The sequence below is a fragment of the Archangium sp. genome (assembly GCF_045802675.1).
Lineage (GTDB): Bacteria > Myxococcota > Myxococcia > Myxococcales > Myxococcaceae > Archangium.
Genome location: NZ_JBJMQO010000042.1, coordinates 73,512 through 96,034, shown reverse-complemented (window position 1 = coordinate 96,034; position 22,523 = coordinate 73,512). Strand labels below are relative to the sequence as shown.

Sequence of the window (22,523 nt, the reverse complement as noted above, 5' to 3'; positions counted from 1 at the left end):
CCTTCCGGTCGCGCTTCGTCCCGACTGGTACGACCATCGGACCAGTTGCGGGAAAACGCGCCCGGAGCCTCCCCCCTGACAGGACTTACCCCATCTGGCTTAGCCCAGGCGGCACTGGGCGGTCCCGGCGGACAGGCCTTCCTGGACACGACGGACATCGACGTGGAGGAGCACTTCCCCCGCCATCTGGTGGAGGCGCTGTTCGACGCCAGGGTCGTGGTCCTCTTCGTCGACGAGGCCTACTTCCAGAGCTGGTACTGCCGGTGGGAGCTGCGCGCCGCACTCGCCCCCCTGCTGGCGCTCGCACCAGGTGCCTCGAAAGAGGAGAAGCAGAGCGCCCTGGCCCACCTCGTGGTCGCACTCCCGCCCGCCGGCCGCTCCACGTTCGATCTGAACCACCGAGCAGTTGCGTTGGGCCCGGACTCCCGCCCTCGCTGAGCGTCAGGCCGAGCTGGGTTTCTCAGTGGGAATCCTGCTTCGAGCGCGGCAGCTTCCCGGAAGCACGCCAACTCCAGGAGAAGGTCCTCGAGGCGCGAACGCGACTGCTCGGAGAAGAGCACCCGGAGACCTTGCTGGCGAACGGCAATCTGGCGTCGACGATTCATCAGCAAGGGGACCCGTCCCGAGCCCAGACCCTCCACGAGCAGGTATTGAACGGCCGAAGGAAGGTCCTGGGGAACGACCACCATGCGACGCTCGAGACGAGGCTGAGCCTTGCCGAAACGCTCAAGCATCAAGGGGAGTTGCTCGAGGCCAGGAAGCAGGGAGAGCTCGCGTACGAAGGGCTCAAGCGTGCACTGGGTGAAGAACACCTGCAAACACTCCAGGCCGCTCACAACCTAGCCGGGACACTCCTGCGGATGAAGGACCTTCCAGCTGCCCGCAGCCTCATGGAAAGGCTCGTCGCGGGGTGACTTCGAAGGTGCGCGGCGGATGTTCCAGCAGGCGCTCGAAACAGCTCACGGCATCTACGGAAATCAGCACCTGATCACGACCCAGCTTGCCTGGGGACTCTTCAACACCCCTCAAAAGCTCGGGGATGTCACCGCGGGCTGGGACCTTTTCGAGCGGTACCTCGACTGGCTGTTGAAGCGAGCACCCGAAACCCTCCCCGATTTCCAGCGACAGGTTCGCGAGCGCCTCATCGTCACCGGGAGTTGACGCTCTCCGTACCGTGCCGGAGCGCCGTCCCGGACCCGCATCGGCGTCACCGTCTCCCCGCCCATGCTCCAACCAGACGGGCAGGCGCCTCTTGCCGGGCCGGGCCCCCGTCCCTCGCCTCCCGGCTCCGGCGGAGCGGAATGTGCATCTTTGAAAGGAAGGTGCGGGAAGCGCGCAACGCTTGCGCCCTGGCCGTGCGGCACGCAGCCCTTGCGCGCTCGCCCGTGTCATACCGGGCCCGTGCCTGGGGCCAGCGCTGGCACGGGACATGGAATGGAGCGGGGTATGGCTCGCGTCCTCATCGCCGTCGATGGCTCTCCTCCGTCGCTGCGCGCCCTGGAGTTCGGCGCGTCCCTGGCGGCGAAGCTGGGAGTGGGAATCGTCCTGCTGAACATCATGCCGCAGGTGGCGCTCTCCGTGGGCGGCGGTGGCCCGGGGACGCTCTCCGAGCTGCAGCACTCCCTCCAGGCCGAGGGCACCCACCTGCTGGAGTCCCTGGCGGACAAGGCCCGGCCGCTCGGCGTGGCGGTGGAGACGGAGCTGGACGTGGGAGATCCGGCGATCGCCATCTACGACCGCTCGGAGCTGCCGGACATCCAGATGGTGGTGATGGGGAGCCGGGGACAGGGAGCGATGGCGCGGCTGCTGCTCGGCAGCGTGGCCACCAAGGTGGTGCACACGAGCAGCAAGCCGGTGGTGGTGGTGCGATGAGCAGCGGACCCGGAGGACGCGAGATGCGGCGGATACTGGTGGCGGTCGACAGCACCGAGGTGGCACGCGAGGCGGCGCGCGTGGGGCTGGACCTGGCCGGACGCGTGGGCGCTCGGGTGACGCTGGTGCACGTGCTGCCTCCGTCCGTGGCCGCGGGCGAGACGACCGACTTCGCCGCCTTCGAGCACGCGTGCGAGGACTACGCGGGCGGACTGCTCGCGGAGATGCGCCAGCTCACCGGCCGCAGCGGGCCGCCCACCGAGACCTCCGTGCTCCACGGCGATCCGGCACAGGCCATCTCCCAGGCGGCCGGGGCGGAGGACGTGGACCTGGTCATCGTGGGCACGCGGGCGCGGGGAACGCTCGCACGCACGCTGCTGGGGAGCGTGGCGGACACGCTGCTGAGCCACTGCCCCAAGCCGCTGATGGTGGTGCCCGAGGTGCCCCTCAAGGCGCGCACCCCACAGGAGAGCGCGGAGGAGGAGCTGGAAGAGGCGCTCGCGCCCTCGACGCTGGGAGCCCAGGGATGAACGGCCCGCCTCCCACTCCTCTCCAGCAGGAGGCCTCCCGGACCCTGCCCGGCCCGGACGTGCCTGGGACGCCGCGGCCCCTCAACGCCGCCGGAGCGGCACCGCTGGGGCTGAGCGGGGCCGAGGCCACGCGGCGCCTGGCCGAGCACGGGCGCAACGAAATCCAGCGCGAGCAGACGCGCTCGCCCTGGGCGGTGCTGCTGGAGCAGTTCCGCTCGCCGATGATTGCCCTGCTGCTCGGGGCGTGCGTGGTGTCGGCGCTGCTGGGCGAGCACGCGGACGCCATCGCCATCGGCGCCATCGTGGTGCTCAACGCCCTCATCGGCTTCGCGCAGGAGTTCAAGGCGGAGAAGGCCCTGCTGGCACTGCGCTCGATGACGGCGCCGCGGTCGCGGGTGATGCGGGACGGCTACGCGGTGCAACTGCAGGCCTCGGAGGTGGTGCCCGGGGACGTGCTGCTGCTGGAGGCCGGAGACGTGGTGGCCGCGGACGCGCGCCTGCTCGAGGCGCACGCGCTGGCCACCAACGAGGCGGCGCTCACGGGCGAGAGCGTGCCGGTGGACAAGGCGGCGCGGCCGGTGGCCTCGGACGCAGCCCTGGCGCAGCGCACGGACTCGGTGTTCCTGGGCACGGCGGTGACGCGCGGCACGGGCGTGGCCGAGGTCCAGGCCACCGGCATGCGCACGGAGCTGGGGAAGATTGCCCACCTGCTGGCGTCGACGAGCGACACGCAGACGCCGCTCGGGCAGCGGCTGGAGAAGGTGACGCGCACCCTGCTGGTGGCGTGCGTGGCCATCGTGGTGCTGGTGGCGGCGCTGGGCCTGTGGCGCGGAAACGGGTGGCTGGTGGTGCTGCTGTCGGCCATCTCGCTGGCGGTGGCGGCGGTGCCCGAGGGCCTGCCCGCGGTGGTGACCATCGCCCTGGCCATGGGCGTGCAGCGCATGGCGGCGAGGCACGCGCTGGTGCGCCGGCTCCAGGCGGTGGAGACGCTGGGCTCGGCGACGGTGGTGTGCACGGACAAGACGGGCACGCTCACCACGGGCACCATGGAGGTGCGCGAGGTGTGGGGCACCCACTCCGACGCCATCCTCTTCGCCTCGGCGGCGTGCTGTGACGCGTCGCTCGGGCCGGACGGCAAGGAGGGCACGGGAGACCCGACGGAGCTGGCGCTGCTGCGCGCGGCGCTCGCCCACGGCATCCACCGCGAGGAGCTCGAACGCGACCGGCCGAGGGTGTTGGTGCGGCCCTTCGACTCGGAGACGAAGCGCATGAGCGTGCTGCGCGCGGACGGGGCGCTCTACGTGAAGGGCGCGCTGGAGGTGCTGCTGCCCCGGTGCGCCAGCGGTACGGAGGGCGCCACCGAGGCGGCGCGGACGCTGGCCAGCCGGGGCCTGCGGGTGCTCGCGGTGGCGCGCGGCCAGGGGCCCGAGGAGGAGGGACTGGAGCTGCTCGGGCTGGTGGGCATGGCGGATCCGCCGAGGCCCGAGGCGGTGGCGGCGGTGGCGGCGGCGCGCGCGGCGGGCGTGCGCACGGTGATGATTACCGGAGACAGCCCGGAGACGGCGCAAGCGATTGGCCGCGAGCTGGGCATCCTCCTGCCGGGAGAGGACCCCGCCGAGCGCATCCACGCGCGGGTGACGGCCGAGGACAAGCTGCGCATCGTCCGGCGCTGGAAGGAGCGGGGCGAAATCGTGGCGATGACGGGCGATGGGGTGAACGACGCTCCGGCGCTGCGCGAGGCGCACATCGGCATCGCCATGGGGCGCACGGGCACCGAGGTGACGCGCGAGGCGGCGGACCTGGTGCTCACCGACGACAACTTCGCCACCATCATCACGGCCATCCGCGAGGGCCGTGCCATCTACGAGAACATCCGCAAGACGCTGGTGTACCTGCTGGTGGGCAACGTGGGCGAGCTGGTGGTGATGTTCGCCGCCTCGCTGGTGGGCCTGCCGCTGCCGCTGCTGCCGCTGCAGCTCTTGTGGATCAACCTGGTGACGGACAGCCTGCCGGCGCTGGCGCTGGTGATGGATCCGGCGCGCTCGGAGCTGCTGGCGCATCCGCCGAGGCGTCCGGACGAGCCGATGCTCGGCGCGCCCCAGTGGCGCCACATCCTGCTGGTGGGAGCGCTGGAGGCCTCGGTGGTGCTGGGCGTCTTCATCTGGGCGGACCCGACCTGGCACTTGGAACGTGCGCGAGCGCTGGCCTTCTCCACGCTGGTATTCGCCGAGCTCCTGAGAGCCTTCGCCGCGCGCAGCCCCACGCGCCTCTTCTGGGAGGTGGGGCCGCTCACCAACCGGGTGCTGCTGGGCGTCGTCCTCTTCTCGGTGGGGCTGCAGCTCGGGCTCTACGAGCTGCACTCGGCGCGGGGGTTGTTCGGCCTGGGCGAGCTGTACCCGTGGGAGCTGGGGCTGGCGTTCGCGCTGGGCCTCATCCCGGTGTCGGTGCTGGAGGTGTCCAAGCTCGTACGCCGCTGGACGCATGGCGCTTCGTCACCATTGCGCTCCCCGTGAGGGGCGTGTTGATTGCGCCGCGGCGGAGGCCCTCCCCGGCCTCCGTGACCTCACAGGGAGGGGTGCACGATGTCGAAGTTCGTTCGTGGAACGGTGCTGTCCGGCGTGCTCGCGAGTCTCCTGCTGGTGCCCGCCGTGGGCGTGGCCCAGGGCCGCACGGCCGTGAAGGTGAACAAGAACGGCCACACCGAGGTCCAGGTGAAGGCGGGCAACACGACGGTGAAGACCGACGACGCCGACGCGGACTCGCTGGGCGGCGCCGATGTGGAGGACGAGGACGAGGGCGCCAAGGGTGACGAGAAGCCCGCGGACGACAAGCTCGAGGTCTCCGGCATGGGCGGCAACGCGACGCACCGCTGCACGCCGAAGACGGAGGTGGAGGTCAACGGCAGCGACAACACGGTGACGCTGACGGGTGACTGCAAGAGCATCAACGTGAGCGGCGCCAACAACAAGGTGAAGGCGGAGGGCGTCGCCACCATCGACGTGACGGGCAGCGGCAACGAGGTGACGTGGAAGCGCGCGGTGGGCGGCAAGAAGCCCAAGGTGAACCGCTCGGGCGTCGACAACAAGGTGACGCAGGCGCGCTGAGCGCGAGCCGCCGCTCAGTGCACGGGATCGGCCGGGCTCGGGGCGGGGTCCCCGGGCCGGGCCTCCCCCGCGTGGGCCGGAGCGTGGGACAGGGGCAGGCAGACGCGGAAGGTGGAGCCCACGCCGGGGCGGCTGTCCACCTCGATGCGGCCTCCGTGGGCCTCGACGATTCTCCGGGCCACGGACAGACCGAGCCCCACGCCCGGTGCAGTCTCGCGCGCCTTGCCCGTGCGCCGGAAGGGCGCGAAGAGGTGGCGCAGCTCCTCGGCCGAGATGCCGATGCCCTGGTCCTTCACGGCCAGCACCGCCTCGTCCCCCTCGGGGGCGACGGACACCTCCACGAGGCTGCCCGTGGGCGAATACTTCAGCGCATTGCTCACCAGGTTGTGCAGCACCTGCTCCACGCGCATGGCGTCGCAGCTGAGTATGACGGGCTCCTCGGGCAGCAGCAGCCGCAGGTCATGCGAGGAGCTCCCGGCCTGGTACAGCTCCACCACCGAGGTGGCCAGCTCGCGCGCGTCGCGCTCCTCCAGGCTCAGCTCGAAGCGCCCGGCCTCGATGCGCGTGGCGTCGAGCAGGTCTCCCACCATCCGGTCCAACCGCGCCACCTGGCGGCGCACCAGGGCCATCGTCTTCTGCATCCGCTCCTCGGGCACGGGGCGGCCCGAGGTGACGAGCGCGGCGGACATCTTCAGCGCGGACAGCGGGTTGCGCAGGTCGTGCGCCACGCCGGCCAGGAAGGTGAGCTGCTCCTCCCGCTGGCGCGCCAGGGAGTTGGCCATCTCGTTGAAGGTGTGGGCCATGTCGCGCAGCTCGGCGGGGCCCTCCACGGGGGCGCGGGTGCGCCTGCGGCCGGAGCCGAAGCGGCGCATGGCGCTGCTGGTGTGGAGCAGGGGGCGGAAGACGAAGCGGCGTAGCCACAGCAGCATCCCCACCCCGCCGAGCACCAGGAGCGCGGCCACGGTCCCGCCGTACAGGTTGGCGAGCTGGTCCCACCGGTCCGCCTGGGATTGGATGGCCCGGGCCTCGTTGACGTTGAACTCGACGAGCCGGTCCAACGAGGAGAGCGCGGCGTCCATGCGCGGGCCCATCACCCGGCGCATCTCCAGCGTGGACACGTTGCCGAGGCTCTCGCGGGCGCGGAAGAACTCGGAGATGGAGCGCTCGGCCTCGTCGAGCAGGGCGCGCTCCTGCGCCGTCTGGGCATTGCGCTGGGCCTCTATGAGGTGGCCGCGGATGGTGGTCTCGGTCCGGGTGATGGAGTCCTGGGGATCCGAGGGCAGGCGGAGCGTGGGCTCGGGCAGCCGGATGAGGGTGAGCAGGTCCACCTGGAGCGCCTCGGCGAGCCGCACGCCCTCCACGGCATCGCCCATGCTCGCGGTGGTGCGGTGCAAGTAGCTCGTCAGGACGACGAGCGAGGCGGCGGCGCCTAGCGACAGGATGATGAGCGCGGCCATGGCCGCGGTGAGGACGCGCTTGAGGCTCATGGCGCCTCCGGGCGACGGAACCAACCACCATGCGGCACGGGGTGAGGGCTGCGGAGGTCCACGCGATTCCTCCCGGAGACACGGCGGCGCGGGGCTCCGCGCCGTCCCTTCTCAGCAATAGAAGATGTGTCCGGAAGAAGCCGGAAGGCGGCGCCCGGCTGGAGGGGGAGCCGCCAGGCTGTGAGCGGAGGGAGGAGCGAGCCCCCGCTCAGGCGCCGAAGCCACCGAGGGCGGTGCGACTGAAGCTGGCGGCGCCCTGGCTGACGCGGACGGCGGACTGGCTGAAGACCTGGAAGGCCTTGCGGATGTCCTGGGCGCTCTGGCCGGGGGTGAGGATCCACTTGTCCTCGATGCCCATCTCCCGGAAGACCTTGCGGAAGTCGGTGCTGCCGTCGTCGATGCCCATGGCGGCGACGATGTGATTCTCGGCGCGGCGCAGGTCGTTCACGAGCGCGGCGACCTCGCGGGCGCGGGAGCTCTGCGAGTGGCAATCGGCACCATCGGTGATGAGGAGGGTGACGGTGCGGGCGGAGACACCATTGCGGGTGAACTCCTGGGCCTTGGCGAGCACGGTGCCGAGCAGGACGACGGCCTGGTCATAGAGGGGCGTGCCCTTGTCGGCGTCGTAGTTCTTGGAGTGCATGCGGACGACGTCCTCGAGGGGCCGGAAGGGATTGAGGACGAAGCCGTTGAGGTAGCGGGTGTGGAAGAGGATGCCGTCCTTCTGCTGGGAGGAGAGGAGGGCATCGAGGACGAGGTTGTGACCATCGCAGACGGTGCGGGCATGACCGGAGTGCTGGATGGAGCCGGAGTCATCGGGCATGACGGTGACGAGGACGACCTCGGAGGCCTGGACGTCATCGACGCTGATGCCGAGGCCGGCCTGGATTTGAGCGCCGAGGTCGACGACGGTGAGGGCCTGGAGGGCGGCGGGACTGAGGACGCCCTCGGCGTGAGCGGCCTGGAAGAGTTGGGAGACATTGACGCTGGAGCTGTTGCCATTGCCATTGCTGGACGAGGAGCTCATCTGAGCCTCCGGGAAGAATGAGAGGAACGAGCCGCACAGGACTACGAGATGCGCAGATCCGGCCAGGCGGCGAGCGGGTCCGTGGACTTCACGAGGTGCATCCCGGCATCGGCGAAGCGCTTGAGGGCGGCGTCGGCCTGGGGAGTGAAGTCGGCGGCGAAACCGCCCTTGCCATCGGGGACGGTGACGGCGGACATGCAGTCGGTGAGCAGGTACACCTTGCGAGCGAGCGCGGCGTCCTGGGCGAGAATCTCCCCGAGCAGGTCATCAATGGAGCTCTTCACGCAGTGACTCGCGGCCTGACCGGCGATGACGACGGCGTCGGCGGTGAGCAGGGTCTTCAGGAACTGGGTATTGCGCTGAGCCAGCGGCTGCCCGTCGTGGCGGGTGAGGACCTCGGGGCGCATGACGGAGTAGTTCTCCGTGAGGGGATTGCCGCCCTTGACCTCGGCCCAGGACTGGGCGCCGCGGACGAACGAGTGGAACAGCCGAGCCTCCTGCACGACACCGGAGATGGCATGCCCATCGCTGCCGAGCAGGCAGTGCGGGGGCCACAGGTAGAGGGTGTACTTCCCGGCGCGCTCGAGCTCCTCGCAGTAGTACTTCACCTGCTTGAGGAGCCAGGGGTAGTTGCCGCCGCAGAGCCACTTCGCCATGGAGGGATTGGGGCGGACGAGGCCGCGCTCGATCTGCTCGCGAGTGATTTCGCGGTAGGCGGAGAGGGGCTGGTCGTTCTGATCGACCCAGAAGGACGGGAAGAAGATCTGGTAGGCGAAGTGGGTATCGAGCGTGGTGGTGACGTTGGTGAGGGCGCCGAGGTTCTTGTAGATGAACTCGGCGATGCGGCGGTTGTCGTCGATGGCGCCGCGGCCCGAGCGGCCGGCGACGTAGAGGGAGCCCTCGGGGAAGCAGAAGTCCTTCTGGACGTCGATGAGGAGCAGGTGGAGGTTGAAGGAGTCGGTGGCCGCGACAGAGAGGCCGTGGGCGGCGCGCCAGGCGTGGGACTCGGACTGGACGGCCATGGCGTTGGGCCCGTAGGCGTACGAGCTGGCGTTGGCGGCCTTGTAGAACGACGGAAGCGGCAACTCCTTCAGGTTCGACTGGCTCTTCATGTGCGTCCCCCTTCGTGTTCCGACAACACCAACATAGTGTCCTAGTTACACCATGTCAAGCCGAGGTGGCCCGATTCGGGGCCGCCCCGGGGTACGTCCGGGTGTCAGGTCATGCGCAGGGCGGTGACGTCCTGGTGGCGCACGACGGTGAGCCCGTGCTTCGTGAGGAAGAGGCGGCTGTCCGCGTCGACGAAGGGCTCGGTGTCGGGGAACTCGCGGACCACCTCGAGCCGGCCCTGGCGCAGCTCCACGCGCACCAGTCCCGCGTCCGTCGCGGCGAACAGCGCCTCCCCCGCGGCGCACTTGCCCCGCAGCGAGCCGAGCCACGAGCCATCCCCCGCCTCGCCCTTCGCGCTCGCCTTCACCGCGCCATCCGCGCCCACCACCACGCAGTGGTGCACCGTGCGCCCGCCCGTCTCCTCGGCGAGGAAGAGCCAGCAGTGCGAGCCCTCGAAGACGGCCTCCGCGTCCACCAGCCGGCCCGAGGGCCACGGCAGGGCCAGACCATCCTTGAGGCCGGGGCGCTCGGCGTCGAAGACGAAGGCGCCTCGCAGCGAGCCCGCGCGGTGGAAGCCGAGCCCGAAGCGCGGCCCCACGAAGAGGCGCGTCTGTCCGGCGAGCACATCGCCCAGGCGCTCGGGACCGAAGGCCCCGTCCCGCCACAACGCACCGGCATGCGCCCAGTAGCGGTGGCGCGCGTTCGCCGCGAAGGCCGGACGCTGCTCGGGCGCATCCACGCCGAGCCGCTCGGGGCGCTGTCCCGGAGCGAGCACCGCGAACTCCCCGCCCTTTCCCACCAGCGTGACGGCACCCTGGAGGGCCCATTGCAGCGAGGGGTCCAACAACCCCTGGAGCACGGCCGAGCCATCCTCGCGCCGGTAGGCCCCATCCGCGTGGTACAGCCAGCGCGGCACGCCGTCCTCGACACAGGCTTGGAGGAGAACGCCCTCGGTGGTGAAGAGACGGGTGGCGACCACCTGGCCGCGCACGGTGGTGACGGGCGTGGTGGTGGCCGTGGCGCTCGGGCGGCACGTGGGACACGAGGCCCGCGCGTGCTCCACGCCGCACGAGGCGCACACGGTGAAGCGCAGCGAGTCCAGCAACGGCAGCGGAAAGGGCCCGCGGGCGTCCTCGACGAACACGCGGTGCAGGCAGTGCAGCAGGTCATCCGGGAGCACGCCGAAGGGCGTGGCGGGCTTGGGGTACTGCACCTCCGGGTGGAAGACGGTGAGGCGCTGGAGGACGCGCGCGGTGGGCGTGGCCTTGGGCGCGGGAGGCGTGGGGCGGTGGATGCCGCCATAGGGCCCCACGCACAGGAGGCTCTGCATCAGCGCGACGGCGAAGGCATACCAATCACTGTCCGTGGACGCCGGGCGCGAGGGCATCAGCCCCTGGGTTGCGCCCCCCAGGCGCAGCGGGTCGAGGAACTTCTCGGTGAAGACGGTGGCCAGGTAGCGGCCGAACTGGAAGCTGTCCGCGTCGATGAGCCAGGCGTCGTCGCCGGTGACGAGGATGTTGAGGTCGTTGAAGTCGCCCACCACCACGCCGCCGCCGTGGAGCGCGGAGAGCGAGCGGTGCAGGCCCTGGAAGAGCCCGGCGACGCGGGAGGACGGCACGCCCGCGCGGCGGAAGGCCGGGTCACCGAAGCGGCGCAGGGGCTCGGCGCCCTCGAGCTTGCGCATGGCGTAGCCGAGCACCGTCTGCCCCTTCTTGTCCGTGGCGAGCGCCTGCGGAGAGATGACGCGCGCGGGCAGTGGCTTGGGGAACGCGGCCAGCTTGTGCTGGTGCTCGGCGATGCGGGCGCGCGCGGCGGCCTGCTCGCCGGGGAGGTTGTCGTAGTCGGGGTGCTCGGGAGGCTTGAAGAGCTTGAGCACGCGCCCGTCGCCGAGGTCGAAGACATCCGCCTCGCCGCCCTTGCCGAGCGCCTTCGTCGGGTCCAACCGGAGCTTCTTTCCCTCGAGGTACACGTCCATGGCGTCACGCCCTCCCCTGCCGGCGGCGCAGGACGACGAGCGTGGTGTCATCCGAGAGCAGCCCGGGCACGCGCACGAGGCGGTGGGCCGGGAAGTCAGCGCGGACGGACTCGCGGTTGAGGAGCGCGAGCCGGCGGCGCAGTGCATCCGGATTGGTGAAGTACCGCTCGTCGCTCCAGAACTGGGAGAGCGGGCCCACGGGCTCCTCGCGCTCGGGCACGCGGGCCCCGGCGAGGCCCGCCAGGTCCGAGACGCCGTCCGTGCCGAGCAGCAGCGAGTCCACCTCGGCGGTGGGCCGCAGGGCGTTGGCCTTCAGCGAGACGGCGCCCGGCTCGAGCAGCCCATAGGACAGGTACGGCGGCGCATTGCCGGGAAAGGGCCCGAGCGGGTGGACGTCGCCATTGAGGGCCCACAACCCATCGCCCGCGGAGAAGACGAGCGTGTGCTCCGGGGTGACGACGGCGCCCACCACCGTGAACAGGAGGGCCTCGCCGATGGACCGCTGGCCGAGCTCGCCGGAGATGGCTTGCAGGAAGCAGAGCACGTCGGCGCCCAGGCGCTGGAGGAACTCGGGCGAGCCAACGGGCACCTGCTGGCCCAGCAGCGAGAGCGCTGCCTCCACGACGCGGCGGGCCCCGAGCTGCGCGCCCAGCTCGCTCTGTGCCCCACTGCCGCACCCGTCCGCGACGACGGCGGCGAGCCCGTGCCCGGTGGCTCGAGCCCAGAGGGCATCCTGGTTGTTGCGTCCGGCTCGGGCGTGCTCCCGTCCCACCACGGTGGCGGCGGCGAGCTCGAAGGGCAGCGAGGACATGGCTCTCCTCTCCAGGGGGCCCTGGCATACTTCGTGTTGTACCGACACCTAGTTAGTGTCTATACAACACGAAGTCAAGCCAAAGCCGGGCGCCGCCCCGCGAGGTGGGGCCTGGGAGTCCGGAGGCCTACAGCTCGAAGTTGAAGCCCGCCTTCTCCAGCTGCTTGTACTTCTTGTGGTCGAAGCGGTAGAGGCGCGCGGCGCGGTGGGAGACGTCCTGCTCCACCTCGTCCAGCTCCTCGAGCAGCTCCATGGAGAGGATCTTCTTGCGGAAGTTCCGCTTGTCGAGCTCGCGCTCGAGAATCTTCTCGTACAGGCGCTGCAGCTGGGTGAGGGTGAACTTGGGGGGCAGCAGCTCGAAGCCGATGGGCTGGTAGCGCACCTTGCCCTTGAGCCGCTGGAGCGCGGTGGCGAGGATGTCCGCGTGGTCGAAGGCCAGCTTGGGCACGTCATAGACGGAGAACCAGGCGGCCTCCTTCGCATCGGTGGCGGCGTGGACGCGGTGGTCCGTCAGCTTCACCAGGGCGAAGTAGGCCACGCTCACCACCCGGCCTCGAGGGTCCCGGTCCGGCGCGCCGAAGGTGTAGAGCTGCTCCAGGAGGTTGGGGCGCACACCGGCCTCCTCCTGGAGCTCGCGGCGCGCGGCGTCCTCGAGCGACTCGTCCATGCGCACGAAGCCTCCCGGCAGGGCCCACTTGCCCTGGAAGGGCTCCACGCCTCGCTGGATGAGCAGCACCTTGAGGTCCTCCTCGTCCAGGCCGAACACCACGCAGTCCACCGTCAAAGACGGGCGCGGGTACTCGTAGGTGTAGCTCACGGGTGATTCCTTTCGTGTCGTTCCTCCGAGCGCGTAGTGTTGGAGCGACACGAAGTCAAGCCGCGTCCCGCGGGTCTACCGGCCTTGGAGGGTGTCGAGGAAGAGCTCCTCGAAGCGGGCCTGGTGGGCCCTGAGGCCCACCCGGACGCGCGTGCCCTGGGAGGACGGCATCGTGCGGCCCAGCGAGGGGCCCTCCTGCACCACCTCCAGCGGGCGCGGCTCGAAGGGGACCACGCCCGGCCGCGTGGCGGCGACCACGGTGAGCGGATCCCACCAGTAGAGCAGGCCGAAGCCGATGCCGTACCGCACCTCCGGCTGCGAGAGGATGGAGGAGACGAGGCCCAGCTCGGGCGTGGCGGGCTCGGAGCCCACGCGGAGGGAGTCCAGCCGGCTGGCGAACGCCTGGGTGACGGGCACGTCCTGGGTCGCGTCCAGCGGGACGAGGAACACCTTCCGGGGGTTCAATGTAGCGATGAGCGCCTGGGCCGAGGCCGCATCGGCCATGATGTTGAACTCCTGCGTGTTGTCGTACTGCGACTCCAGGCCGCAGCAGATGTTCCCCGGGACGTGGACGGCACCGCCCATGAGGTACACGGACTCGACATGGCTCTCGAGCTCCGGCGCGAGCTCCAGGGCCTCGGCCACGTTGCCCACCGGTCCGAGCGTCACCACGCGGACGGACTCGTGCTCGCGCAGGATGTCCGCCAGCAGTTGGGGAGCACTCACCGCGGAGGGCTCGTCGCTCTGGGTGCAGCCCTCGAAGACCCGCGAGAGGAGGGTCTTGATGCCCTCGCGCATGAAGGGGGAGGCCAGGTTCGTCACCTCGCGCGAGCCCTCGGCCACGGGGATGTCCGGCAGGCCGCAGGCCTCGAGCGTGCAGCGCACGTGTTGAATGGCCGAGCCCAGGGAGCCCGCCCCCGCGTTGGTGACGGTGACGGCCGCCAGCTCGATGCGCCCGAGCTTGTGCTCCTGACAGAGGTAGGCCAGCGCCGAGATGTCATCGAGGTCCGCGTCGACATCCGCCACCAGCACGGGCCGGCGGGCCTCGGCGGAGGCATACGCGCCTGACGACAGGACGGCTACAAGGACCATGGAAACCTGCAGCAGGAGTGGTCTCATAGTTCCTTTATGATGCCCTCGCACGGCGACCGCGGGGAAGCCGGGGAGAACAAAAACAGTCTCCCTGTAACCCATGGGTAGCGGCTCTCCTGAGGTCACGTGCCGAATCGTCCAACCGAGGAGCGCCATGTCGCAGACGAAGCCAGGCCCCGCCGAGCCGCAGCTGGGAGCCGAATACGCCGTGTTCCAGAAGGACGTGGGGACGTGGGACGCGCATATTGTCGTGCGTCCGGGCCCGGGGCAGCCCGAGCAGGTGTCGAAGGGCGTCTCGGAGAGCCGGCTCGTGGCGGGGGGCCGGTGGCTCCTCACCGACTTCCTCAACGAGACCTCCGGCTTCGAGGGCCACGGTGTCTACGGGTGGGACCCGGCGAAGAAGAAGTACGTGGGCACCTGGGTGGACAACATGCGCTCGTTCCTCTCCGTCTCGGAGGGCACGTGGGATGCGCAGGCGCGCACCATGACGTTCCACAACGAGATGACGCGCCCTGATGGAAATGTCATGCGCTGGCGCGAGGTCACCGAGACGCGTGACCCCGACACCCAGGTCTTCCGCTCGCTCTTCCCCGGCCCCAACGGCACCGAGTTCGAGATGATGACCGTCACGTACACCCGACGGCGGTAGGCACAGCGGAGGAACAGGGCGGGCTGAAGCGCCCCGGCAAGTCCGTCGTCACCTACGTGCTCGGGCTGCCGGAGCGTCCTGCCCGCTGAGGGACGCCTCGCGTCTCACGCCACCGCGATGAGCCGCCCGAGCTGCCGCCAGTCCACGAGCCGCACGGACTCCTCGGCCAGGGAGAAGTCGAGCGTGTTGCGCATCCCCATGCAGTCGCCGCCCATCTGGAAGGGCACCTCGCGATCGAACTCCATGCGCAGGCGCTCGACGAAGAAGTCGTGCATCTTCGGCATCGGGTGCGCCCCGCGCCACAGCTTGAGCATGTTGCGCGTGGCCTCGAGCACTCCCGCGCCGTACACGCGCACCGACAGCCGGTGCGGCACCGCCTGCGCGAACGGGAACGCCTTGAAGCCAAAGCCCCACTCGGGCGTGGTGGCCGCTCCGGCGACTCCGGCGGGGCCGTCGTAGAGCAGCGCCCCCGTTTCGCCCCCGGGCAGTGGCACCACCGTGCCGCGCGCATCCACCGTCAGCGCCGGGCTCCCCATGTTGTACACCCTCACCCGAGGGCCCCCGCTGAACATGTGCCGCGGAATGGTGCGGGTGAACATGGCGCCCAGGTAGCCGCGCAGGCCCGCGTTCGCCTCGCGCAGCGGCCCCGCGGGGAACTTCGTGAGCTGATCCTTGAAGTCCTGAATCATCTCCGCGTCCCAGCCCGTGCCCGCGAAGGGCGCCACCTTGTTCTCCACCCGCACGAGCGAAAAGAGGCGCAGGGGCGGCAGCCGCTCGCCACAGGCGGCCAGCTGGCGCAGGGCCTTGAAGGGCCTCGGCGCTCCGGTGACGCGCGCCCAGGCGTTGCCCGTGCCCAGCGGCAGCACCCCGATGGCCGGCAGCGCCACGCCCTGCTCGCGCAGCTCGTTGAGCAGCCCGGTGATGGTGCCGTCCCCGCCGCCCGCCAGCAGCAGCGTGGGCGGGTTGGGACGCAACTGCTCGTGAATCCAGTCGCGCGCCTCGTCCAGCGAGCGGGTGAGGGCCAGCCGGGCCCGAGGGAAGAAGCGCTGCACCATCCCGCCGACTCGCTCCGAGCCACGGCGTGCGCGCAGGTTGACCATCACGGCGATATTCATGACGACGTCACTCTCCCCAAGACATGTCACGGCTTCGTCATGGCGGACTCGCCCGGCCGACACGTTCCGGTGGCGGACACCTACGGGGTTTCCCCCTCCACCCGGGGCGAGCGCCATGCGCCCGCCCAGGCTGTGGAGTGCCCGTAGCCGGCGCAACCCGCCCGCCCGGACCAGGAGTCCACCAACCTGCCAGCCACCACCCTCCGGTCCACTGTTGGACGCACGCGACACCCTCGCTGCCCAAGATGGCGATGACGCAGGGCGGCGCACAGCCGGGACTCCAGGTCCCCCGAGGGGCAGGCAGCGTGGCGGACACTCCGTCCATGATCGGGACGGCGGACGCGGGGCCGGGCTGGGAGCGCCGCTCGGGCTGGCGCGAGCCGCCGTGGTGGGTAGGGAGCGGAGAGCCCGCCCAAGGCCGCGAAATGACGGCGCTTTGGGGCGCGGGGGGTGGGTTGTGGGCACGGCGTCGCGGCTGGTATCCGTGAGGCCGTACGCCCGGCAGCCAACGGAACGGGCCCTGCAATCCGCCCCACGACATGACCCTCTTCCAGAACCCGTACTCGATGGTGGTGGTGCTCGCGCTCGCGCTCGGTGGAGCCGCGGGGGCGGCCCCGCGCCGCGTGGTGGTCGCCAGTGGCGACTGCAAGGACGCGGAGCTCAGCAGTCAGACCAAGGCCCTCTACGACACGCTGGTGGCCCGCCCCGGGGAGAACGTCCTCACCGCGGCGGACTTCGCCGAGCGCCTCTTCCCCCAGCCCTCCGGTAGCTTCGAGGACATCCAGCGCCAGCTCGAGGCCGCCCAGGGCCAGTTCTACGAGGCGCGCTACGCGAAGGCCGCGCAGGCGCTCGACGAGGTGCTGCGGCAGGTGGCGCGGCTGCCGGTGGGTGAGGCCCACTGGAAGCTGTACGTGGACACGCAGTTGCTCCAGGCGCTCAACCAGCGCGCCATGGGCCACGTGAAGGAGAGCGATGACGCCTTCCGCAACGTGCTGCGGCTGGACGCGCGCTACACGCTGGACCCCGACTACTACACGCCGTCCACGTGCCAGGCCTTCGACAAGCTGCGCCGCGAGCTGACCAAGGGAAAGAAGGTGAGGCTCTCGGTGAAGTCCACCCTGCCCGCCTCCGAGGTGTTCCTCGATGGCCGGAGCGTGGGGCAGACGCCGCTGACGCTGGAGGTGCCCGCGGGCACGTACGAGCTCACCGTGAAGAAGGGCGAGGCCGTCAGCTTCCCGCGCCAGTTGCCGGTGCAGGGCGAGGAGACGCCAGTGCTCGTGGACCTGGCCTACGAGGGCGCCATCTCGGCCAATCCCTTCCCGTGCCTGGCCTCGAGCGCGGAGGGGGAGCAGTCGCTCTCGCACGCCATCCGCCTGGGAGGCACGCTGGGCGTGGAGGAGGTCATCGTCGTGAGGCTGGAGCGCGCGAGCAGCGGGCCCAAGTGGCTCGCCGCCACGGTGCTCAACGTGGAAGGGGGCCAGAAGCTGCGCGAGGGCGGCTTCAAGACGCAGGGGCTGGAGGCTCCGGCCGAGTCGCTCGCCGCGCTGGTGGACTTCGTCACCACGGGCAAGGCGCAGCCCAGCGTCGTGGTGGCCCAGGACGACACCCAGGCTCCGTGGGAGAAGCCCTCCACCTCGGGCGCCGCTTTCACTCCCACCTCGGAGCTGGCGGCGAAGTCCGGCGCGGTGCGGCCGCTGCGCGTGGCCTCGTACGTGACGCTGGGCGCGGGCGTGGCGGGGCTCGCGGGCGTGGGCGTGCTGCGGCTCGCCATCCAGCAGGACTCGCAGGCGCTGAAGGACGGCCACCACCTCAACGCCAAGGGCAACATCGACGCGAGCGACGCCGAGGGCCGGGCCATTCTCGGCCGTATGGCGGACAAGGTGCGGGTGCACAACGCGCTGCTCATCGGCTCGGGCGCGGCGCTGGCCACCGGGGCGGTGATGTTCTTCCTCTCGCCGGCCCAGCCCCCGCCGGTGACGGTGGGCGTCGTGGCGGGCCCGGACGGGGCGGCCGCTTCGCTCTCCGGGACGTTCTGACGCCGGCTCGGGTACGTTCCCGCGCATGAACGTACTCCTGGCCCTGCTCCTGGCCGCGAGCGCCGCCCCGAGCGCTCCGGCCACCCGCACCTTCCGCGTCGACTACTTCCACACCGGCAACGCCACCGAGGAGCGCTTCAGCCTCGACCGGCTCGTGGTGGAGCCGCTGCCCTGGCCCGGCTCCCCCTCCCGCACCGTCGACGAGACGAACCTCGGCAAGTACCTCTTCGAGGTGCGCGACCGGGACACCAATCGCCTCGTGTACTCGCGCGGCTTCGCCTCCATCTACGGCGAGTGGGAGGGCACTCCCGAGGCGCGTGAGCTCAATCGCACCTTCCACGAGTCCCTGCGCTTCCCCTCCCCGGTGAAGCCCGTGCAGGTGATTCTCAAGAAGCGCGCCAAGGACAACTCCTTCCGCGAGGTGTGGAGCCTCCCGGTGGACCCCCAGGACATGTTCGTGGACCCCGCCGAGCCCGCCTCGCCCGGCGCGCTGCTGAAGCTCGTGGACAACGGCCCGCCCGCGGACAAGGTGGACTTCCTCATCCTCGGCGATGGCTACACCGAGCAGGAGCGCCCCAAGTTCGAGAAGGACGCCCGGCGGCTGGTGGACATCCTCTTCACCTTCTCGCCCTTCAAGGAGCGCAAGCAGGACTTCAACGTCTGGGGGCTCATGCCCGTGGCGCGCCAGTCCGGTATCTCCCGGCCGTCCACCGGCATCCACCGCGACTCGCCCGTGGGCGCCACCTATGACGCCTTCGGCAGCGAGCGCTACGTCCTCACCTTCGAGAACCGCCGCTTCCGCGACATCGCCGCCTTCGCGCCCTACGAGTTCGTGGAAGTCCTCGTCAACGGCAACACCTACGGCGGCGGCGGCATCTTCGGCCTCTACAGCACCGTGGCCGCCGACAGCCTCTGGTCCCCCTACGTCTTCGTCCACGAGTTCGGCCACCACTTCGCGGGGCTCGCCGACGAGTACTACACCTCGGACTCGGCCTACGCCCCCGCCGAGGAGCGCGTGGAGCCCTGGGAGAAGAACGTCACCGCCCTCAAGGATCCCGCTCGCCTCAAGTGGAAGGACCTGATGGCCGCGAGCACCCCGCTGCCCACGCCCTGGAAGAAGGACGAGTACGAGACGCACGCGGGCCAGGTGCTCAAGGAGCGCCGCCGCATCCGCGCCGAGCGCCGCCCCGAGTCCGAGATGGACGCCCTCTTCACGCAGCAGCGCGACTGGGAGGAGAAGTTCCTCTCGCAGCAGGAATACTCGGGGAAGGTGGGCGCCTTCGAGGGCGCCATGTACGAGGCCCGCGGCTACTACCGGCCCCAGCTCGACTGCGTGATGTTCACCCGCGACCGCGTGCCCTTCTGCTCCGTGTGCCAGCGCGCCATCACCGAGGTCATCGACCTGTACTCGAGTCCCAGGAGCGGCAAGGGAGCGAAGCCGGCCCCCTGAGGCCGTGCCTGATGCCGGACCCCGCATTCGGGAAGCGGGGACCCCGGCCGCCAGGGCCTCCGTCCCCTGCCTGCTGCCGCCGGGGTTGAACGTCTCCAACCTGACAGGGAAAGGAGGCGGACATACCCATGGCCATGATGCACAATCAGGAGACCGAGTCCTGGTCGGGTGAGGGCGTAGGAACGAGCGCGGAGTCCTTCCTCGCGCGAATCAATCGCGAGGTCCCCGAGTACTCCCCGGCCGAAGCAGCGGATGCGGTCATCAGCGCACTCTGCGAACGGCTCCCCGGCGGGTTGGTTCAGGAGTTGAGGGAACAGTTCCCCGAGAGCCTGCGCCGGCTCTTCGAGCGCAGTTGGAAGGACCGGAGCGTGAACGCGCAGAAGTTCAACAAGGACGACTTCTACCTGGACATCGCCGAGCGACTGCAGATCGAGCCCGAGAACGTCCGCCTCGTGCTCCATGTGGTCTTCGGCTCCATCCACTCGCAAATCACCGAGAAGCTCGCGGAGAAGATCGACGCCGAGCTGCCTCCCAACGTCTCCGGCACCTGGAACGGCGCGCGCCGGGACGCGGACCTGCCTCGCTGAGGCACGCCGGACCCGCCCCGGAGGGCCTCGCGCTCTCCGGGGTTTCTCCTGGGGATTCACCTCGAGACTCAACGGCCCGGGCCCGGTGAGGAGTCGATGGCGAAGACGAGCATCACCGTCGCCGTCACCGTCTGCTCCTGGGGCTGGATGGGCGTCGTCACGTCCGCCGCGCTCCCGGCCGCCCTCGCCTGGAAGCGCTCCACCGGGATGGGATGCTCCGGTTGCGTCACCGTGCTCGCGTCCAGCACCGGCCCCAGCTTCACCCCCAGCGACGAGGCCAGCACCTGCGCCGACTGCCTCGCCCGCTCCACCGCGTTGCGCAACGCCTCGCCCTGCGCCACCTCCGGCTTGCTCAACCCGAAGCGCACCCCGTCCACCCGGTTCGCCCCCGCCCCCAACGCCGTGTCCAGCAGCGCTCCCACCCGCGCCAGCTCGCGCACGTGCACCTCCACCGTGTTGCTCACCCGGTAGCCCCTCAGCTTCGGCTCCTCGTTCGGCTTCACCGGCGGCTGGTACTCCGGGTACACCGCGTAGTTGTTCGTCTCGAGGTCCTTGCGCGGGATGCCCGCCTGCACCAGCGCGGTCATCACCTTGTCCATCTTCCGCGCGTTGTCCTCCGCCGCCGCCTTCGCCGTCGGGGCCAGCGTGTCCACCGCCAGGGTGAGGAAGGCCTCGTCCGGGGCCGCCTTCGCCTCGCCCAGGCCCTCCACGCGGAGGGTCCGCTCCGAGGTGCTCCCCCCCGGCACCGGCGCGGGCACCGGAGCCGGTTGGCGGGGCTGGGCCAGGGCTCCCGGGGCCAGGGCGCTCATCAGCAGGACGAGCAGCGGGGCGATGCGACCGGCGGGCATGGGCGGCCTCCTGGTGCGGCGGGCTCCTCCTCAAGGTGTGTCCAGGGGCCACGGGTGGCCGCGCCCGGACGGAGCACCCGTTCCGCCGGACACCGGGTGGACGGGAACGAGCACGCTCCCCTCCTCCCTCCACGGCAGGGCGAACGAGCCCACATTCCGGGTGAAGTCCCGAACCTGGAAGCGCTCCCCACGCGCGTGAAGCGGTATTCTCGCGCGCCAGGGGCCCCGCTCGCGAGGCCGGCGAGACGGACTGGAGGGAGTTCCATGCGAACATTGTTGGTGCTGGTGGCGCTGCTCGCGGGCGGTTACGCGGGCTACCGGGGCCTGGTGGCCCAGACGTCCTATTCGTCGCACTCACCGGCGCAGCTCGACGAGCTCGAGGCCGAGCACCAGCGGCAGCTCCTGAAGGCCAGCGGTGAAGCGTTCGACACCCACCAGCTCTCGCTGACGCTCCTGCGCGAGGAGCGCTCCCGGCGCTTCGAGGTGCGGGCCTCGCTCGGCGTGGCGGGACTGTCCTTCGTGAGCGCGCTCGTCCTCACGCTCGTCTCGCTCGTCCGGAGCCGGCGCCGCACCGGCACCTCCGGCGACGAGGAGCCGCAGGCCACTCCGGAGCCCATCGGCCACTACCGCTCGGCCGGGAAGGCCTCGCGCGCCCAGGCCGCGGCACTGCTCGGCGTCCGGCCGGATGCGCCTCGCGCCGTCATCGAGGCCGCCCTCCAGGCCCAGCTCGCCGAGAGGGACCCGTCCCACCTCCACGGGCTGGACCCCGAGCTGCGCCAGCGCGTCCTCCAGCAGCGCGAGGCGCTCCTCCAGGCCGCGAACCTGTTGCTCGGCCGACAGGAGATTTCCCTGCCTTCCGACGTTTCCCAGGGTTGAGCCCTCTCGGACGGTCGCGCTGTCCACCGTCCATCGGTCTCTGTGTCCCCCGGACCGTTGCTGCCCCTGGCTTCACTCCCCATCCTCCCCCCTGCGGACCGGACCGGTACGTACTTCCACGAGCCGGCGAGGTCCTGAGGTCGAGGGGGAACACCACCGTGGCCAACGACACCCTGCACCTGCGCGTCACCCGCATTTCGCTCGAAGCCGAAGGCATCCGCTCCTACGAGCTCGTCCCCGCCGACGGAGGCCGGTTGCCCGCCTTCGAGCCCGGCTCGCACCTGGACGTCCACGTGCCCGGCGGCTTCTTGCGCCAGTACTCGCTCTGCAATGACCCGGCGGAGACGCACTGCTACGTGCTCGGCGTGCAGTGCGACCCCAGGGGCCGCGGCGGCTCGCTCGCCATGCACGAGCGCGTGCGCGAGGGCGACGTGCTCACCACGAGCCTCCCCCGCTGCGACTTCCCCCTGCTGTACGGGCGCGCCTACGTGCTCGTGGCCGGCGGCATCGGCATCACCCCGCTGCTGTCCATGGCCCACGCGCTCAGCCGGCAGAGCACGCCCTGGCACCTGCACTACTGCACCCGCTCGCCCGAGCGCACCGCCTTCCGCGAGCGGCTCGCCACCTTCGCCGGCCACGTCACCTTCCACCATGACGGGGGAGACCCGGCCCGGGGGCTCGACGTGAAGGCGCTGCTCGCCACGCGCACCGGGGGCACCCGCCTGTACTGTTGCGGCCCCGCCGGCCTCATGCGCGCCGTGCGCGAGGCCTCCATCGAGCACCAGTGGCCGCGCGAGAAGGTGCACTTCGAGGCCTTCTCCGCCGAGGCCACCGGCGCCATCAGCGACCTGGCCGACACCGAGTTCCAGGTGGTGGTGCGCAGCACGGGCGCCTCCTACCCGGTGCCTCCGGGGCGCACGGTGCTCAACGTGCTCCGGGACAATGGGCTGAAGGTCCCCAGCGACTGCGAGGCCGGCACCTGCGGCACCTGCCTCACCCGCGTGCTCGACGGAGATCCGGATCACCGCGACACCTACCTGCCCGAGGCCCAGCGCACCGCGCGCTGCAACATCCTCGTGTGCGTGTCGCGCGCCCGCTCCAGGCAGCTCGTGCTCGATTTGTAGGCCCGCGCCGGGG

22 protein-coding genes are annotated in these 22,523 nt (G+C 70.7%); 13 read left to right on the top strand and 9 right to left on the bottom strand.

All coding sequences use genetic code 11. From position 1 onward, the window contains the following. The first annotated feature begins 45 nt into the window (after window positions 1–45). The 7 genes from ACJ8AN_RS12725 (at window position 46) to ACJ8AN_RS12695 (ending at window position 5,506) form a co-directional block, all read left to right on the top strand. A complete protein-coding gene (locus tag ACJ8AN_RS12725; RefSeq protein ID WP_407755580.1) occupies window positions 46–438 on the top strand; it encodes a TIR domain-containing protein in 393 nt (130 codons plus the stop codon). Further along, window positions 435–914, top strand: a complete 480-nt coding sequence (locus ACJ8AN_RS12720; RefSeq protein ID WP_407755730.1) for a tetratricopeptide repeat protein — start codon at window positions 435–437, stop codon at window positions 912–914. Before ACJ8AN_RS12725 ends, ACJ8AN_RS12720 begins: the two co-directional genes overlap by 4 nt. A gap of 19 nt (window positions 915–933) precedes the next feature. Further along, on the top strand, window positions 934–1,161 hold the full coding sequence (locus tag ACJ8AN_RS12715) for a hypothetical protein (protein WP_407755579.1): 228 nt from the start codon (window positions 934–936) through the stop codon (window positions 1,159–1,161). A gap of 285 nt (window positions 1,162–1,446) precedes the next feature. Continuing rightward, entirely contained in the window at window positions 1,447–1,872 is a 426-nt protein-coding gene (locus ACJ8AN_RS12710; RefSeq protein WP_407755578.1) for a universal stress protein, read from the top strand. Between the two features lie 23 nt (window positions 1,873–1,895). Continuing rightward, complete coding sequence (locus tag ACJ8AN_RS12705; protein ID WP_407755577.1) at window positions 1,896–2,402, top strand: universal stress protein; 507 nt, start codon at window positions 1,896–1,898, stop codon at window positions 2,400–2,402. Then, window positions 2,399–4,915 carry a cation-translocating P-type ATPase gene (locus ACJ8AN_RS12700; RefSeq protein WP_407755576.1) on the top strand — a complete coding sequence of 839 codons (2,517 nt, stop codon included), beginning with the start codon at window positions 2,399–2,401 and terminating at the stop codon, window positions 4,913–4,915. Before ACJ8AN_RS12705 ends, ACJ8AN_RS12700 begins: the two co-directional genes overlap by 4 nt. Before the next feature lie 69 nt (window positions 4,916–4,984). After that, window positions 4,985–5,506 (top strand): DUF3060 domain-containing protein, encoded by a 522-nt coding sequence (locus ACJ8AN_RS12695; protein WP_407755575.1) that lies wholly within the window; start codon window positions 4,985–4,987, stop codon window positions 5,504–5,506. Between the two features lie 14 nt (window positions 5,507–5,520). Here ACJ8AN_RS12695 and ACJ8AN_RS12690 read toward each other — a convergent pair whose 3' ends face one another. The 7 genes from ACJ8AN_RS12690 to ACJ8AN_RS12660 form a co-directional block, all read right to left on the bottom strand. After that, a complete protein-coding gene (locus ACJ8AN_RS12690; protein ID WP_407755574.1) occupies window positions 5,521–6,993 on the bottom strand; it encodes an ATP-binding protein in 1,473 nt (490 codons plus the stop codon). A gap of 208 nt (window positions 6,994–7,201) precedes the next feature. Continuing rightward, window positions 7,202–8,020, bottom strand: coding sequence for a hypothetical protein (locus ACJ8AN_RS12685; protein WP_407755573.1), 819 nt, complete (start codon window positions 8,018–8,020; stop codon window positions 7,202–7,204). A gap of 41 nt (window positions 8,021–8,061) precedes the next feature. Further along, window positions 8,062–9,132: a nicotinamidase gene (locus ACJ8AN_RS12680; protein ID WP_407755572.1), complete on the bottom strand. Its 1,071-nt coding sequence runs from the start codon at window positions 9,130–9,132 to the stop codon at window positions 8,062–8,064. 104 nt (window positions 9,133–9,236) lie between these two features. After that, complete coding sequence (locus ACJ8AN_RS12675; protein ID WP_407755571.1) at window positions 9,237–11,105, bottom strand: hypothetical protein; 1,869 nt, start codon at window positions 11,103–11,105, stop codon at window positions 9,237–9,239. Between the two features lie 4 nt (window positions 11,106–11,109). Then, window positions 11,110–11,916: a protein phosphatase 2C domain-containing protein gene (locus ACJ8AN_RS12670; protein ID WP_407755570.1), complete on the bottom strand. Its 807-nt coding sequence runs from the start codon at window positions 11,914–11,916 to the stop codon at window positions 11,110–11,112. A gap of 127 nt (window positions 11,917–12,043) precedes the next feature. Next, window positions 12,044–12,733 carry an NUDIX hydrolase gene (locus ACJ8AN_RS12665; RefSeq protein WP_407755569.1) on the bottom strand — a complete coding sequence of 230 codons (690 nt, stop codon included), beginning with the start codon at window positions 12,731–12,733 and terminating at the stop codon, window positions 12,044–12,046. Window positions 12,734–12,808: 75 nt separating this feature from the next. Further along, window positions 12,809–13,825: a nucleoside hydrolase gene (locus ACJ8AN_RS12660; protein ID WP_407755568.1), complete on the bottom strand. Its 1,017-nt coding sequence runs from the start codon at window positions 13,823–13,825 to the stop codon at window positions 12,809–12,811. A 154-nt stretch (window positions 13,826–13,979) separates the two neighbouring features. Here ACJ8AN_RS12660 and ACJ8AN_RS12655 point away from each other — a divergent pair, with 154 nt between their 5' ends. Continuing rightward, a complete protein-coding gene (locus ACJ8AN_RS12655) occupies window positions 13,980–14,474 on the top strand; it encodes a DUF1579 domain-containing protein (RefSeq protein WP_407755567.1) in 495 nt (164 codons plus the stop codon). 104 nt (window positions 14,475–14,578) lie between these two features. Here the strand turns inward: ACJ8AN_RS12655 and ACJ8AN_RS12650 are convergent, their stop codons facing one another. Further along, window positions 14,579–15,589, bottom strand: coding sequence for a diacylglycerol/lipid kinase family protein (locus ACJ8AN_RS12650; RefSeq protein WP_407755566.1), 1,011 nt, complete (start codon window positions 15,587–15,589; stop codon window positions 14,579–14,581). Between the two features lie 539 nt (window positions 15,590–16,128). Here ACJ8AN_RS12650 and ACJ8AN_RS12645 point away from each other — a divergent pair. From ACJ8AN_RS12645 to ACJ8AN_RS12635, 3 genes are all read left to right on the top strand, one after another. Next, complete coding sequence (locus ACJ8AN_RS12645; RefSeq protein WP_407755565.1) at window positions 16,129–17,625, top strand: PEGA domain-containing protein; 1,497 nt, start codon at window positions 16,129–16,131, stop codon at window positions 17,623–17,625. Between the two features lie 25 nt (window positions 17,626–17,650). Then, entirely contained in the window at window positions 17,651–19,075 is a 1,425-nt protein-coding gene (locus ACJ8AN_RS12640; protein ID WP_407755564.1) for an IgA Peptidase M64, read from the top strand. Window positions 19,076–19,203: 128 nt separating this feature from the next. Then, window positions 19,204–19,662 (top strand): DUF2267 domain-containing protein, encoded by a 459-nt coding sequence (locus ACJ8AN_RS12635; protein WP_407755563.1) that lies wholly within the window; start codon window positions 19,204–19,206, stop codon window positions 19,660–19,662. Window positions 19,663–19,730: 68 nt separating this feature from the next. Here ACJ8AN_RS12635 and ACJ8AN_RS12630 read toward each other — a convergent pair whose 3' ends face one another. Further along, a complete protein-coding gene (locus tag ACJ8AN_RS12630; protein WP_407755562.1) occupies window positions 19,731–20,510 on the bottom strand; it encodes an SIMPL domain-containing protein in 780 nt (259 codons plus the stop codon). A gap of 264 nt (window positions 20,511–20,774) precedes the next feature. On the opposite strand from ACJ8AN_RS12630, the gene ACJ8AN_RS12625 reads away from it, so the two are divergent. Continuing rightward, on the top strand, window positions 20,775–21,386 hold the full coding sequence (locus tag ACJ8AN_RS12625) for a hypothetical protein (protein WP_407755561.1): 612 nt from the start codon (window positions 20,775–20,777) through the stop codon (window positions 21,384–21,386). A gap of 158 nt (window positions 21,387–21,544) precedes the next feature. Continuing rightward, window positions 21,545–22,510 carry a PDR/VanB family oxidoreductase gene (locus tag ACJ8AN_RS12620; protein WP_407755560.1) on the top strand — a complete coding sequence of 322 codons (966 nt, stop codon included), beginning with the start codon at window positions 21,545–21,547 and terminating at the stop codon, window positions 22,508–22,510. Window positions 22,511–22,523 lie beyond the last annotated feature (13 nt).